The organism is Sodalis sp. (in: enterobacteria), from assembly GCF_047607725.1.
GTDB lineage: Bacteria > Pseudomonadota > Gammaproteobacteria > Enterobacterales > Enterobacteriaceae > JBLKSS01.
Map to the genome: position 1 here is coordinate 1 of NZ_JBLKSS010000091.1, position 14,270 is coordinate 14,270.

Sequence of the window (14,270 nt, forward strand, 5' to 3'; positions counted from 1 at the left end):
CGTGGAGCCGGAAGCGTATCTGCGCCATGTGCTGGCGATTATCGCGGATCATCCCATCAACAAAATCAAAGAGCTCCTGCCGTGGAACCTCACCATCCCTGCTGAATAACTGTCAATACGGCGCTGGGCGTACGCTTACTATGAAGAACTGGGCTCCGCCGGCCTGCGCGTCCAGGCGCTTTGTCCGGGTATCTCGTCGCCACCGAATTTCATGAACGTCAGGGAATGGATTTGAGCGCATTAGCGCGAATGACCGCGGATGACGTAGTGACCGCCAGCCTGCGCGCCCTTGACCTGGGGGAAGTGGTCTGTGCGCCGGGGGTTGAAAACGCCACACTATTGGAGGATGTCTTTAAGGCCAACCTGGCGGCCTTTGGCGGACAGTCGCCGCCGCTGGCGGCACTCTACCGATAACAGCCTGCAAGCGTTACCAATCACAACCGGCCAGCGCCTCAACAAAAGGCCGGCCACCGAGGGAGATACGGGGCCGGCCGGCGTGGGCTAACGATTAAAGCGCACGCAAAATCGCCTCTACGCTCTGCTTGGCATCACCAAACAGCATTTGCGTATTGTCTTTAGAGAACAACGGATTTTGCACCCCGGCGTAACCGGTATTCATCGAACGCTTAAAGACCACGACGTTGTGGGCTTTCCACACCTCCAGCACCGGCATTCCCGCGATGGGACTGCGGGGATCTTCCTGCGCCGCAGGGTTGACGGTGTCGTTGGCGCCTATGACCAACACGGTATCGGTGGCGCTGAAATCGTCGTTGATTTCATCCATCTCCAACACGATATCGTAAGGCACCTTCGCCTCCGCCAGCAGCACATTCATATGGCCCGGTAAGCGCCCCGCCACCGGATGAATGCCGAAACGCACGTTGACACCGCGCTGCCGCAGCTTGGCGGTTATATCGTGTACCGGATATTGCGCCTGAGCCACCGCCATGCCGTAGCCGGGGGTGATGATGACCGAGCTGGAATTTTTCAGCAAATCGGCCACCTCTTCCGCCGTGGTTTCACGATATTCCCCCATCTCGGCCTCGGGATCGCCGGCGCTACTGTCGTTACCAAACCCGCCGGCGATGACGCTGATAAAAGAGCGGTTCATCGCTTTACACATTATGTAGGAGAGGATGGCACCGGACGATCCGACCAGCGCGCCGGTGACGATCAGCAGATCGTTGCTCAGCATGAAACCCGCCGCCGCCGCCGCCCAGCCGGAATAGGAGTTAAGCATGGAAACCACCACCGGCATATCAGCGCCGCCAATGGAGGCGACCAGGTGCCAGCCGAACGCCAGGGTGATAATGGTCATCAACAACAGCGCCAGCACCTGCAGTCCGATATTGTCGCTGCGCACGAAAAGTATCAGCAGTAAAAACGAAATCACCAGCGCCGCAAGGTTCATTTGATGGCGCCGCGGCAACATCAGCGGACGGGAAGATATTTTCCCGTGCAGCTTGCCAAACGCCACGATCGAGCCGGTGAAGGTCACCGCCCCGATAAAGATTCCCAGGAAAACCTCGGTCAAATGGATATTCTCCATGACCGCATTATTGATTGCGTCGTGCTCCAGATAACTATTAAAGCCGACCAATACCGCCGCCAAGCCGACGAAGCTGTGCAAAATCGCGACCAACTCCGGCATTTCGGTCATCTCCACCTTGCGCGCCAAATACACCCCAATGGCGCCGCCGATGACCATGGCGACAATAATCCAACCGACGTTGCCGGCATGGGGCCCCAACACCGTCGCGATGAGCGCGATAGCCATCCCGGTAATGCCAAACACGTTGCCCTGTCGCGATGTTTCGTGTTTCGATAGCCCCGCCAGGCTACAAATAAATAAAATTGCGGCGACAATATAAGCCGCCGTGACGAGTCCTTCAGACATGGTTCACCCCTTAATTTTTACGAAACATTTTCAGCATGCGCTGAGTGACGGTGAAACCACCAAAGATATTGATGCTGGCTATCAGCACGGCGATGAACGACAGGAAAGAGACCCATCCGCCATCGCCGATTTGTAATAGCGCGCCAACGACAATAATGCCAGAAATCGCATTGGTGACCGACATTAACGGGGTGTGCAGCGCATGGCTGACATTCCAGACGACGTAATAGCCCACGACGCACGCCAGGGCAAACACCGTAAAATGCGATAAGAAATCGCGCGGGGCTGCATTCGCCAGGGCGCCAAATAATACGATAGCCACGGCGATAAGCCCATATTTACGCAGCGGCGACGCCGGCCGGGGCGGTGTTGCGGGCGTTGCCGCTGGGGCTGCCTGCGCCGGCTGCGGCTGGGCGGACACGGTGATAGGCGGCGCCGGCCACGTCAATTCGCCGTCACGGATGACGGTGACGCCGCGAATAACGACGTCGTCAAAATCCACCACGATAGCGCCTTTTTTCTCTTTACAGAGCAGTTTTAACAAATTTATCAGGTTAGTGGCGTACAGCTGGGAGGACTGGGTGGGTAACCGGCTGGGCAAATCGGTATAGCCGATAATCCGTACGCCGTTATCGGTCACCGTCACCTGGTCCGCCACGGTCAGCTCACAGTTACCGCCGGTTTGCGCCGCCAGATCGACGATAACGCTGCCCGATTTCATGCTGGTGACCATCTCTTTGGTGATAAGACGGGGGGCCGGCTTGCCCGGAATCAATGCGGTGGTGACGATAATATCGACATCTTGCGCCTGCGCGGCGAACAGCGCCATTTCGGCTTTGATAAAGGCGTCAGACATTACCTTGGCGTAACCATCGGTGCCGCCCGCCTCTTCTTGAAACTCCAGCTCGAGGAACTCAGCGCCCATGCTTTGCACCTGTTCTTTCACCTCGGGACGGGTGTCGAAAGCACGCACCACGGCGCCGAGGCTACCGGCGGTGCCGATGGCGGCCAGTCCCGCGACGCCGGCGCCGATCACCATCACTTTCGCCGGCGGCACTTTGCCCGCCGCAGTAATCTGGCCGGTAAAGAAGCGGCCGAATTCATGGGCGGCCTCAACGATGGCGCGGTAGCCGGCGATATTGGCCATCGAGCTCAGGGCATCCAGCGACTGCGCGCGCGAGATACGCGGCACGGCGTCCATCGCCATAACGGTGACGTTTTTGGCGCGCAGAGCCGTCAGCAGGTCGGCATTTTGCGCCGGCCAAATAAAACTTATCAACGTCGTGCCACTTTTCAGTAGGGCGATTTCATCCTCGGTCGGCGCATTGACTTTCAGAATGATATCGGACTGCCAAACTTCAGAGGTATTTGTTAACGTCGCACCCGCCGCGACAAAGGCGGCATCCTCGAAACTCGCCAATGTACCGGCGCCGTTTTCCACCGCGACACTAAAACCCAGCTTAAGCAATTGCTCGACGGTTTTAGGCGTGGCGGCGACCCGGGCTTCGTTGGCAACGCGTTCTTTTGGTACACCAATACGCATAGATTTCCCTTATTATTCAGTTCTTTTGTAAATGACAGGTTGCCGGGGCCGGAACGCGCGGCATCACGGGACGCCGCCCGGAAAATCCAGCAGGCGTCAACTACTAACCTACTTAAATTAAGATAAACGGTCTATGTTTTGTGCCGGTTAATTACGTTTTGGGATAAAAATTCCGCCGCATTCAGGTCGTTAAAAGCAAATGTTGTCAATCGTCACATGAAATGCTGAGACAGTTGCCATTATTACATGCCATAATCGGCGCCTAATCTGTTATACATCAACAGTTTAGCACATTTTTCGTGAAAGCGTTTGTCGAAAGGATTTTTTATGAAGCTGAAGAAGACACTATTGACATCGGCGTTAATGACTTTACTGACCTTTACCGCGCAAGCGGCGTAGGAGCTTTCGCCGGAAAAGGCTGCCAGTTTGCAGCCTTTTGAACGTATTAATATCACCGGCCACTTCAACGTCATTAACGATGCCGCCGCCGCGGTTTCGCGCCGCGCTGATCAACTGGGCGCCGCGGCGTTTTACGTGGTCAATATTAATGACGCCAACAACAGCGGCAACTGGCGCGTCACCGCCGATCTGTATCGCCAAGATGCGCCCGCCGCCTCCACCGAGACGCAATACCGGGTATGCAATGGCGTCAAGGAGCTACCACGTACCGAGGCCAATTTACTAGAGCCTTATGATACCGTATCGGTTAACGGTTTTTATCGCAACCAGCCGGAAATCAATGACGCCATTTCCAAAGCGGCGAAAGCCAAAGGCGCCGACTCCTACTATATTGTGCGCCAGATGAACGCCAATCAGGGCGGAAACCAGTTTGCCACCGCCTTCATTTATAGAGCGGATGCGCCGAAGCGCGTTGTGCAGAGCCCGGACAAGATCCCGGCCAACTCCGAAGCCGGTAAAGCGGCACTGGCCGCCGGGGGTGCCGCGGCCGTCAATGTGGAAATCCCGGGCGTCGCTTCGTCAGAATCCCCCAGCAGTAAAGTCGGCCGCTTCTTCGAGACGCAATCCACCCGCGGCACGCGTTACACTGTCACATTACCCGATGGCACTAAGATCCAGGAAGTCAACAACATCACCGCGGCGCAGATGGTCCCGTTTGACTCCATCAGCTTTACCGGCCATTTCAATAGCTCGACCGATATTTCTACCGAAACCGCGCGGCGTGCGGCGAAGAAAGGCGCCAAGTTTTATCACATCACACGCCAATAGCAGCAGAACCAGAGCGGCAGTAACCTGACCATCAGCGCCGATCTGTTTAAATAAGGGCGCGCGCAGCCTCAGCGCCCTGCCGCGGATGGGTGATCTCACCGTAGGTGTGCCGCACGCGCCAGGCGCCGGGGGCGTTGTCGCCCTGGCCCTAGGCGCCCGAAGACAGGTGGCGCAGACGTCAGGCCAAGGCGCACGTTTCAGGCCGAGGTGGCGGTGCTGGGGGTAGGCAGACGGATAAGCAGCCGCTCATCTTGTTGGGTGAGTTGCAGTGGCGGGCCGACTTCCTGGCGAATCTGCGCCAGTTGCTTCCCTTCGAGGGCGTAAGGCAATTGAATATCAAAGCGGGTCAGCCCCTGCTGGCCGGCAAGCGTAATCAGCCGAATAATATTCGTTTCATCATTCACTTGGGTTGAAAGGACTTGCAACGCCAAAGCTTTCAGCTTTTCCTGATCGGTCTGGCTACTCACCGCGGCCTTGCGCGTGACCATGCCGAAAATGGGAATGACGCCGTATATCGCGTCGATGAAACTCCAGCGTTTCTTACAGCTCGCTGAGAGATAATCCGTGTAATCGAAGCAAAAGGCTTCACCCTGCTCGGCATTTGCAAACTGAGGTTTGCTCATCTCGCCCGTTCCTCTCTAAACCGTTTGGCGCCGCTCGCCTTTCGCCCGTTTCGCACTATATCATAACGATCGGGATAATAGGTGCTAAGCCGCATCGGCAAGTGCTAAAAGTTGACATGGCCACGCGCAATAGCCGCCACTTTGTCAACATTTGCGGCCGGGATCTCACCTTCATTGCTGTTAACAAATCATTTATCCCGGCACATGGCGTAGAGGCGCGAGTGGCGGTATGCTCTGGGCGGGGATGTTGGCGTTGGAAGGCGGTGAAGTCTATTGATGAACAAGATCGTATATGTAGAAGACGATAGCGAAGTCGGCAATCTGATAGCCGCCTGGCTGGGTAAACACGACTTCGAGGTGATTGTGGAGCCGCGCGGTGATCGGGCGCTGGAGGTTATCGAGGCGCACGCGCCCGATCTGCTGCTGCTGGATATCCTCTTGCCCGACAAGGACGGGACGACGCTGTGCTGGGATTTACGTCCCCGCTACGCGGGCCCTATCGTCTTGTTGACCTCGCTGGACAGCGATATGAATCATGTGCTGGCGCTGGAGATGGGCGCCAACGATTATATTCTCAAAACGACGCCGCCCGCGGTGTTGCTGGCCCGGGTACGGCTACATTTACGCCAGAACAGCGGCGCCGCGCGCGCCGCCAGCGTGCTGCATTTTGGTCAATTGAGTATCGACGCCATCAATCGCCAGGTGATCCTCGACAGCCACACCGTCTTGCTCTCCACGGCGGACTTTAAACTGCTCTGGTAGCTCGCCTGCCCATGCCGGGCAGATAATGGATCGCGAGGCGCTGCTGAAAAAGCTGCGCGGCATCAGTTATGACGGCCTGGACCGCAGCATCGACGTGGCGATATCCCGTCTGCGTAAAAAGCTCGACGACAGCACCCTTGAGCCGTTTCGTATTAAAACCATCCGCAATAAAGGGTATTTGTTCGCCCCCAACGCCTGGGAGCACACCCGGCCATGAGAAAGCTCTTTATCCAGTTCTACCTGCTTTTGTTCGTTTGCTTTCTGGTCATGACACTACTGGTGGGACTGGTATACAAAGTGACCGCCGAGCGCGCCGGCCGCAAGTCCCTTGATGATTTGATGAAAAGCTCGCTTTATCTGATGAAAAGTGAACTGCGCGCCATCCCGCCGCGCGACTGGAACAAAACCATCAACCGTCTTGATCTCAATTTGTCGTTCAAGTTGCATATTGAGCCAATGAAAAAATTCCGCCTGCGGCCGGATTCGGCCCGGCGTTTACGGCGTGGCGAAATCGTCGCCCTTGATGATGAATACACCTTTATCCAGCGTATTCCGCGCAGTAATTACGTGCTGGCGGTCGGGCCGATCCCCTATTTGTTCTTTCTGCACGAGATGCGCCTGCTCGATTTGGCGCTACTGGTCATGATGGGCCTGTCGCTGGCCTTCCCGGTTTTTGTCTGGATGCGCCCGCATTGGCAGGAGATGCTGAAGCTGGAGCTGACCGCGCAGCGTCTCGGCCAGGGCCATCTCAATGAGCGTACCCATTTTGACAGCGCCTCCAGCCTCTATCGGCTGGGTATTGCTTTCAACCAGATGGCGGATAGCGTCAATACGCTCATCGCCAGTAAAAAACGGCTTATCGACGGCATTGCCCACGAGCTGCGAACGCCGCTGGTACGCATGCTGCGCGACCGGCCGCAGGTGGTGCTTAATCTGACCGCCTTTGATTTGCCGCGCTGGCTCGGTGAGAAAATCGAGGATATGCGCACCTTCCACCCGGAGCGCGCTATCACGCAGGAGGTCCCCGCCGGGGGAGATTTCGGCCCCTGGATGAACGGCTTACCGAACGCGTGCTGGATAATTTGGTGAACAACGCGCTGCGCTACAGCCGTCAAAGCATCAGCATCCGTCTCGGCCAGCAGGGCGACTGGGGATATCTGCAGGTCGATGATGACGGCCCGAGGATCCCGGCGGCCGAACGCGAGCGGATTTTCGAGCCTTTTGTACGCCTTGATCCGAGTCGCGATCGCACCACCGGCGGCCGCTTACCCGCACGGTTAGCCTAGCCCACTACTCCCTGACGATTGATGTCCCCTTACTGTCTTAGCGACCGCGTTGGCAGGTGGCTATGACAACAGAGACTTATAGTATGTTGTAACTAATAACCTCTATAACACTCATGGACAAAGTATTATGCTTTCCATAATCTGGCGGCCAAGGCGTGACGGCATCGGGATGAGACGTCGGTTATTACCGCCCAACCTGAAGGCGTTACCTCCCAGCCTCAAGGTGACCCGCACGTCGTACAAACGGTTACACAGCGATACCATTCACTCACTTACAACACGCGCGCCTTCCCCTAAGCTTCCGTCATCGGCCCCGACTCGGGGTTGTCACCGAAACCGCAATGCTGAGGATATGATAATGAAAAAGATTTTCACACTGATTGTTGCCGCCACCATGGTATTGTCCAGCGCCGCTTTCGCTGCTGATACCACCACCGCACCGGCCGCCGGCACCACCACCACCCAAACGGTGCCGGCAAAAACCGTGCATCACGCCAAAAAACACAAGAAAGCCAAGAAAACCGCACCGGCACAAACTGCCCAGGCGGCAAAAAAACCCTTGAAGAAGCATAAAAAAACCGCAACCACCCAAACTGCCCAGGCCGCTAAGAAACACGTGAAAAAACACACCAAAGCCGCGCCGAAAGCCGCTGCCTCCACGCCTGCCGCTTAATTGAGGTAACCCCTGCCGACCGGCGGTCACTCCCCCTCATCGCCGCGCTCGTCCAGGGTCTTCGCGGGCCTGGTCCGCGGAAAATAGCTCTACCGCGACACCCGGAATTCCGGGTGTCGCTTTATTAGGGTCCGGTCTATGCTGCGACGTTATCGCTATGAAATTATTCTGGGCGTCTTGATCCTCTGCGCGCTGATTAGTGCGTCATTCTACCTCTGACTACCCGACAGACGGACAGCCTACGGCAGGCTACCTTTAGCCGACTGAAACACAACGTTTTTTACTCTCCTTAGCAACTATTATCGGCTATAGTGAGTAAACACCGCACGGATGAATCTCGAGATAATCATAAGGCACGTCTTTCTATGCGTATTGCGCCATTGCTGGTGTTGTTGGTCATGATGATCCCTTTGTCCCGCGCCGCCGCCGCCTTGAGCGACGAGCAACGCACGCTTTTCTTCGGCCATGACCAACGTCAGGCCATTATGGATCCCACCGGTTGGCCGTGGCAGGCCATCGGCCAGGTGGAAACCGCCAGCGGCAATTTGTGTACCGCCACGCTTATCTCTGCGCATCTGGCGTTGACGGCCGGCCATTGTGTGCTGACGCCGCCGGGGAAAATCGACCCCGCCGTTATGTTACGTTTTGTCGCCGACCACCAGCGCTGGTGCTATCAGACCAGCGCGATTGAAACACTGGTGTCCAGTTTCGCTAGGCAAACGACTGAAACCCGCCGGGGACGGCTGGGTGGTACCACCGTCGGCGGCCGGGGAAGATTTTGCGTTGATTCGCCTGAAACACGCTTTCACCGCGTTGAAACCACTGCCGCTTTGGGAAGGCGACCGCGAAGAATTAACCCTACAGTTGAAACAAGCAGAACGGCACGTCACGCAGGCCGGTTATCCCGAGGATCATCTCGATACGCTTTATCGCCATGAAAACTGCCAAATTACCGGCTGGGCGCAGCGTGCGGTGCTTTCCCACCACTGCGATACGCTCCGGCGACAGCGGCTCGCCGCTCATGCTCTATGACCTTGACCGGCTGGCGCTTGATAGCCATCCAAAGTTCGGCGCCTACCGGGCCGATAACCGCGTGCTGGCCATTACCGCGATTCGCGAACAGCTGACGCAACTAAGCGCCGGGGAGCGGGATAAGCCGGCGCCCTGAGCGCCGGCACCTCTTCCGCGCGGTTTACGGCTGAATAAGATCCATGGCCTGCTGAATGCGTTTTTCCGAGACGGGGGCCGGCGTCCCCAGCTGTTGGGCAAAAAAGCTGACCCTGAGCTCTTCAATCATCCAGCGAATATCCGCCACATCCTCCTCTTCTCGCCGGGCGGCCGAGAGTTTGGCCAACCATTGCCGCCACGCCTGCTGCACCGCCTCCACTTTCAGCATCTGCGCGCGGTCCTAATGCGGATCGATAGCCAACTTATCCAGGCGGCGTTCGATGGCGCGCAAATAGCGTAAAATGTCCGCCCGCCGCACGCGGTGACAAACCCGCGGTACACCAGGCCGTCGAGTTGGCTTTTGATATCGGACAGCGCCAGGCTAAGATCGACTTTACCTTTCAGCCGCTTATTGATGGCGAATACCACGCTTAAAATTTGCTCCACCAAACTGGCGATGTCGACCACCACCGGGTTAAGATGGCCGCGCACATGCTCTTGTAGCCGCAAATAGTCCTGCTCTTGCCACACCAGCCCGCCCTGTTCCGCCATCAGCTTATCCACGCCGCAGCTGATGCAATCGTCTATCAGCTCCAGCACCTTGCCGTAAGGGTTGAAATAGAGCCCCAGTTTGGCTTTATTGGGCAGTTTTTCATGCAGGTATTTGATCGGTGAAGGAATATTGAGCAGCAGCAGGCGGCGAATCCCCTGCCACATGGCCCGCCGCTGTTCCTCTTCGGTCTCAAGCAGCCTGATAGCAACGCTTTGCCGCTCGTCCACCAGCGCCGGCCAAGCCATAAGCCGATAGCCGCCCTTTTTCTGCTCAAACCGCTGCGGCAGAGAGCCAAAACTCCAGCTTTGCACATTTTCCTGCTCTAGCCCTTTCTCCGCTACCGCCGCCAGGGTCTGCTGAACGCTGTCTTTAAGCTGGGCCTTCAGACTGTCCAGATCTTTGCTCTCGGCCAGCGTTTTTTGCTGTTCATCCACCACACGGAAGGTCATTTTCACATGATCGGGCACCTGGTCCAGTTGCCAGGCCTCTCGCTCGACGGTCACGCCGCTCATGTGCCGCAGTTCACGCTCCAGGGCGTCCAGCAGCGGCGTTTCGCCGGCCGTCACACGCTCAAGGAAAGCCTCGGCATAATTCGGCGCCGGAACAAAGTTACGCCGTAACGGCTTAGGGGGCGATTTAATCAGCGCAATGACCAACTCCCGTCGTATGCCGGGAATTTGCCAGTCAAACCCCTGCTGTGATACTTGATTTAGCAGCGGCAGCTGGATATGCACCGTGACGCCATCGGCATCGCTGCCCGGTTCAAACTGGTAACTCAGCCGCAGTTTAAGATTGCCCTGTCGCCAAGTGTTAGGATAGTCGACCGCGCTGATGGCTTCGGCTCCCGCGCGTACCAGCATGGTTTTTTCAAAATTGAGCCGCTCGGGATCGGTTTTCTGCACCCGCTGCCACCAGCTATCGAAGTGGCGCGCCGATACCACCTCCTCGCCGATACGCCTGTCGTAAAACGCGAACAGCGTTTCATCGTCCACCAAAATATCCCGGCGCCGGGGTTTATGCTCCAGTTCCTCAACCTCATCGAGCAGCCGCCGGTTGGCGCGGAAAAAGGGATGACGGGTCTGCCAATCCCCCTCCACCAGCGCATGGCGAATAAACAGCGCACGGCAAAGCGCCGGATCAATGGCGCCATAGTTGACCTTCCGGCCGATGACGATGGGCAGCCCCAGAAGTGTCACACGTTCCGCGGCCATGACCGCGCCAGCGGCTCTATCCACTCCGGTTCAATGCGGGCAGCAATCCGGCCCCATAGCCGGCTGGTTTCCACCAGCTCCGCTACCATGGTCCATTTTGGCGGTTTTTTGAACAGCGCTGAGCCGGGATAAAGCGCGAAGCGGGCATTGCGGGTACCGGTGTACTCCTGCTTGTCGGTGTCTTTTTGTCCAATATGGGACAGCAGGCCGGTCAACAGCGCGCTATGCAGCGATCGATAATCGGCGGGCTGGGCATTGATCAGCAGGCCCTGGGTTTTCACGGTCTGGCGCAGTTGGGTATAGACGTCCTGCCATTCCCGCACGCGCAAATAGCTGAGAAAATCCGCCCGGCACTGGCGGCGCAACTGGCTGGAGGATAACGCTTTTTGCTGTGTCTGCAGGTAATCCATAAATTGACAAAAGCGAGAAAATCAGACTCCTTGTCCGCGAAGCGGCGGTGCTTTTCATCCGATGCCTGCTTTTTGTCCATGGGCCGTTCGCGCGGATCCTGGATAGACAGCGCGGCGGCGATAATCATCACCTCACGCACGCAGCCGCCGCTGCGGGCCGCCAATACAATGCGCGCCAGGCGCGGATCCAGCGGTAACTGGGCCAATTGCCGGCCAAGGGGACTCAGGCGATATCCTTCGGCCGTATCGCCCTCCAGCGCGCCCAGTTCTTCCAATAGCCGAACCCCATCCTGGATATGACGCTTATCGGGGGCTTCTACAAACGGAAACGCAGCGATATCGCCGAGCCCCAGCGCCGTCATTTGCAGTATGACGGACGCCAGATGGGTGCGCAGTATTTCGGGATCGGTAAAGGCCGGGCGCGAGAGAAAATCTTGCTCGGAATACAGGCGGATACAGATACCTTCCGACACGCGGCCGCAGCGGCCCTTGCGCTGATTGGCCGACGCCTGGGAAATCGGCTCGATAGGCAAGCGCTGTACCTTGGTACGGAAACTGTAACGGCTGATCCGCGCCGTACCGGGGTCAATGACATATTTGATACCGGGCACCGTCAGCGAGGTTTCAGCCACGTTGGTCGCCAGCACGATGCGCCGGCCGGAATGGGATTGAAACACCCGATTCTGTTCGGCGTTGGATAAGCGCGCGTACAGGGGCAACACTTCGGTATGGGGCAAATTGAGCCGATTGAGACCCTCGGCAGTATCGCGGATTTCCCGCTCGCCGCTCAAGAAAATCAGAATGTCTCCCGGCCCTTCTTTGCCAAGCTCATGCACCGCATCGTAAATGCCCTGGGCCTGATCCCCCTCGTCGTCCGCCTGTTCCGCCAGCGGGCGGTAGCGCACCTCCACCGGATAGGTGCGACCGGAAACCTCAATAATCGGCGCGTGATGAAAGTGGCGCGAGAAGCGCTCCGGATCGATGGTGGCGGAGGTAATGATCACTTTCAAATCGGGGCGACGCGGCAGCAACTGATGCAGATACCCGAGGATGAAATCGATATTGAGGCTGCGCTCGTGGGTTTCGTCGATAATCAGCGTGTCGTACTGCAGCAACAGGCGATCCTGCTGAATCTCCGCGAGCAGTATGCCGTCGGTCATCAGCTTCACCAGGGTATTGTCGCCGACCTGATCGTTGAACCGCACCTTGTAGCCGACGGCGCCCCCGAGCGGGGTAGCCAGTTCGCCGGCGATACGATCGGCCACGCTACGCGCCGCCAGCCTTCGCGGCTGCGTATGGCCTATCATGCCGGTAACTCCTCGCCCGAGCGCCAGACAGATTTTCGGCAGCTGCGTGGTTTTACCTGAACCGGTTTCACCCGCCACGATGACGATTTGATGGTCCCGTACCGCGTCCAGAATCACCTGGCGTTTCTGGCTGACGGGTAAATTTTCCGGGTAAGTGATGGCGTGCGCGTCCGGCCTGGCGTTCTCTTCAATCTCTTTGCCCCCATTCTACCATAATCCGGCGCGTCGCCCGAGGGTTCCCGATGTTGTTCAGTATTTTCGAATAAACAACTCGAATTATTGCGCTTTCACCCCGGCGCTAAGTTGCCTAGAGTAAACGTCAGGTTGTTGAACCCGTCTTCATTAAGGAATACCCATGAGCAAAGTTCTGGTAGTCAAGTCCAGTATTCTGGCCACCTTTTCCCAGTCGAATCCGTTGGCTGACCATTTCATTGAGCAGTGGCGCCAGCAGCATCCAGGCGACGAGATTACCGTGCGCGATTTGGGCGCCGAGCCAGTCCCGGAGCTGGATGGTGAACTGGTCGGGGCGCTGCGTCCTTCCGACGCCACGTTGACTCCGCGTCAGCAGCAGACGCTGGAATTATCCGACGCGCTGATAAACGAATTGCAAGCTAATTATGTGCTGGTATTGACCGCGCCTATGTATAATTTCGCGATCCCCAGCCAGTTGAAAAACTACTTCGATTTAATCGCCCGCGCCGGCGTGACCTTCCGCTACAGCGAACAAGGTCCGGAAGGACTGGTGAAAAATAAACGCGCACTGATCCTAACGACCCGCGGCGGTATCCATAAAGATACCCCGAGCGATTTGGTGACCCAATATCTGCGCCTATTCCTGGGCTTTATCGGCATCACCGACGTTAGCTTTATTTATACCGAAGGCGTGGCTTACGGTCCGGAAGCGACCGTAAAGGCGCAGGAAGAGGCAAAAGCGGCTATCGAGGACTTCGTTACCGCCTAACCCCGTTATGTGACTACCCTCCCTTGGGCCCCAGGCCCGTTTAGCGCATCTTCGGATGCTCTTTTTTCTTGCCGCCGCACAGGCGGCGCGAGATGGGCTAATGCCCGCCTACGCCGGGCTTAACGCCTCGTACCCCCCCGCGCCGGTGATCGCCCGCTCGAGGCCCGCAGTGCCCTGCCGAATGATGGCTGCTAGCAAGGCACGCCGCCACAGGCCGAATGAGGACGCTTGGCAAGTGCGCTGTTAGGCCGAATGGTGGTTGCTCGCAAGGCACGCGGCACATTATTGTTCCCGGACGGCCTGCTGCACCGCGCCGGATAATGTCCCCGATGCGGCCCGATCGCGATTTAGCAGCGCCTGGCTTTGCGGGTCAGCCTTAATGAGGATATAGTGCTCGATCTTCACTTTGATGTTAATGGTTATCGGCGCGGTCGGCGTGGCGATTTCGATACGCGGTACGCACGTAAGCGCCCCGTGGAGGACGTCTTGAATTATTGGTGGGTTTGTTATATGAGACAGTAAACCTACGTTACACGCTTATGCTCATTGCATTTTCACATTGTATTGATTTTAATAACTTTTATTTCCATCCCGATTTGAGTGATATGAAATTAGTGGTTCTGAAGTTTGTGATAGTGTCCATTAAAATT

8 protein-coding genes and 5 pseudogenes are annotated in these 14,270 nt (G+C 57.1%); 8 read left to right on the forward strand and 5 right to left on the reverse strand.

Annotated features, from left to right (window positions below; genetic code table 11):
• Together ACMX3H_RS08910 and ACMX3H_RS08915 are read left to right on the forward strand one after the other, a co-directional pair.
• Positions 1–109 (forward strand): transposase domain-containing protein (locus tag ACMX3H_RS08910; RefSeq protein WP_415209556.1); only part of this gene is annotated, 109 nt, incomplete at its 5' end.
• 71 nt (positions 110–180) lie between these two features.
• Positions 181–414: a hypothetical protein gene (locus tag ACMX3H_RS08915; protein ID WP_415210558.1), complete on the forward strand. Its 234-nt coding sequence runs from the start codon at positions 181–183 to the stop codon at positions 412–414.
• Positions 415–508: 94 nt separating this feature from the next.
• On the opposite strand, the gene pntB is transcribed toward ACMX3H_RS08915, so the two are convergent.
• Positions 509–1,897 carry a Re/Si-specific NAD(P)(+) transhydrogenase subunit beta gene (gene pntB / locus ACMX3H_RS08920; protein WP_415210559.1) on the reverse strand — a complete coding sequence of 463 codons (1,389 nt, stop codon included), beginning with the start codon at positions 1,895–1,897 and terminating at the stop codon, positions 509–511.
• A 10-nt stretch (positions 1,898–1,907) separates the two neighbouring features.
• The gene (pntA, locus tag ACMX3H_RS08925; RefSeq protein ID WP_415210560.1) at positions 1,908–3,440 is read right to left on the reverse strand and encodes a Re/Si-specific NAD(P)(+) transhydrogenase subunit alpha; all 1,533 of its coding nucleotides are present in this window, start codon (positions 3,438–3,440) and stop codon (positions 1,908–1,910) included.
• Between the two features lie 327 nt (positions 3,441–3,767).
• Here pntA and ydgH point away from each other — a divergent pair.
• Positions 3,768–4,667, forward strand: a pseudogene (gene ydgH / locus ACMX3H_RS08930) (DUF1471 family protein YdgH).
• Positions 4,668–4,864: 197 nt separating this feature from the next.
• Here the strand turns inward: ydgH and ACMX3H_RS08935 are convergent.
• On the reverse strand, positions 4,865–5,290 hold the full coding sequence (locus tag ACMX3H_RS08935; protein ID WP_415210561.1) for a hypothetical protein: 426 nt from the start codon (positions 5,288–5,290) through the stop codon (positions 4,865–4,867).
• A gap of 276 nt (positions 5,291–5,566) precedes the next feature.
• Between ACMX3H_RS08935 and rstA the strand changes: the two are divergent.
• The 4 genes and pseudogenes from rstA to ACMX3H_RS08955 all read left to right on the forward strand — a co-directional run bounded on the left by rstA (position 5,567) and on the right by ACMX3H_RS08955 (position 9,179).
• Positions 5,567–6,269: pseudogene (rstA, locus tag ACMX3H_RS08940) on the forward strand (two-component system response regulator RstA).
• Positions 6,266–7,314, forward strand: a pseudogene (locus ACMX3H_RS08945) (ATP-binding protein); the annotation flags it as partial. The pseudogenes rstA and ACMX3H_RS08945, both read left to right, overlap by 4 nt.
• 382 nt (positions 7,315–7,696) lie before the next feature.
• Positions 7,697–8,011, forward strand: a complete 315-nt coding sequence (asr, locus tag ACMX3H_RS08950) for an acid resistance repetitive basic protein Asr (protein ID WP_415210562.1) — start codon at positions 7,697–7,699, stop codon at positions 8,009–8,011.
• 365 nt (positions 8,012–8,376) lie between these two features.
• Positions 8,377–9,179 (forward strand): annotated as a pseudogene (locus ACMX3H_RS08955) (trypsin-like serine peptidase).
• 24 nt (positions 9,180–9,203) lie between these two features.
• Here the strand turns inward: ACMX3H_RS08955 and hrpA are convergent.
• Positions 9,204–12,851, reverse strand: a pseudogene (gene hrpA / locus ACMX3H_RS08960) (ATP-dependent RNA helicase HrpA); the annotation flags it as partial.
• Between the two features lie 163 nt (positions 12,852–13,014).
• On the opposite strand from hrpA, the gene ACMX3H_RS08965 reads away from it, so the two are divergent.
• Positions 13,015–13,620, forward strand: a complete 606-nt coding sequence (locus ACMX3H_RS08965; protein WP_415210563.1) for an FMN-dependent NADH-azoreductase — start codon at positions 13,015–13,017, stop codon at positions 13,618–13,620.
• Between the two features lie 282 nt (positions 13,621–13,902).
• On the opposite strand, the gene ACMX3H_RS08970 is transcribed toward ACMX3H_RS08965, so the two are convergent.
• Entirely contained in the window at positions 13,903–14,130 is a 228-nt protein-coding gene (locus ACMX3H_RS08970) for a hypothetical protein (RefSeq protein ID WP_415210564.1), read from the reverse strand.
• Positions 14,131–14,270: the final 140 nt, after the last annotated feature.

Excerpts from the sequence above, each read along its gene's own strand:
- pntB (WP_415210559.1), bottom strand. The coding sequence starts at position 1,897 with ATGTCTGAAGGACTCGTCACGGCGGCTTATATTGTCGCCGCAATTTTA.
- pntA (WP_415210560.1), bottom strand. The coding sequence starts at position 3,440 with ATGCGTATTGGTGTACCAAAAGAACGCGTTGCCAACGAAGCCCGGGTC.
- ACMX3H_RS08935 (WP_415210561.1), bottom strand. The coding sequence starts at position 5,290 with ATGAGCAAACCTCAGTTTGCAAATGCCGAGCAGGGTGAAGCCTTTTGC.
- asr (WP_415210562.1), top strand. The coding sequence starts at position 7,697 with ATGAAAAAGATTTTCACACTGATTGTTGCCGCCACCATGGTATTGTCC.
- ACMX3H_RS08965 (WP_415210563.1), top strand. The coding sequence starts at position 13,015 with ATGAGCAAAGTTCTGGTAGTCAAGTCCAGTATTCTGGCCACCTTTTCC.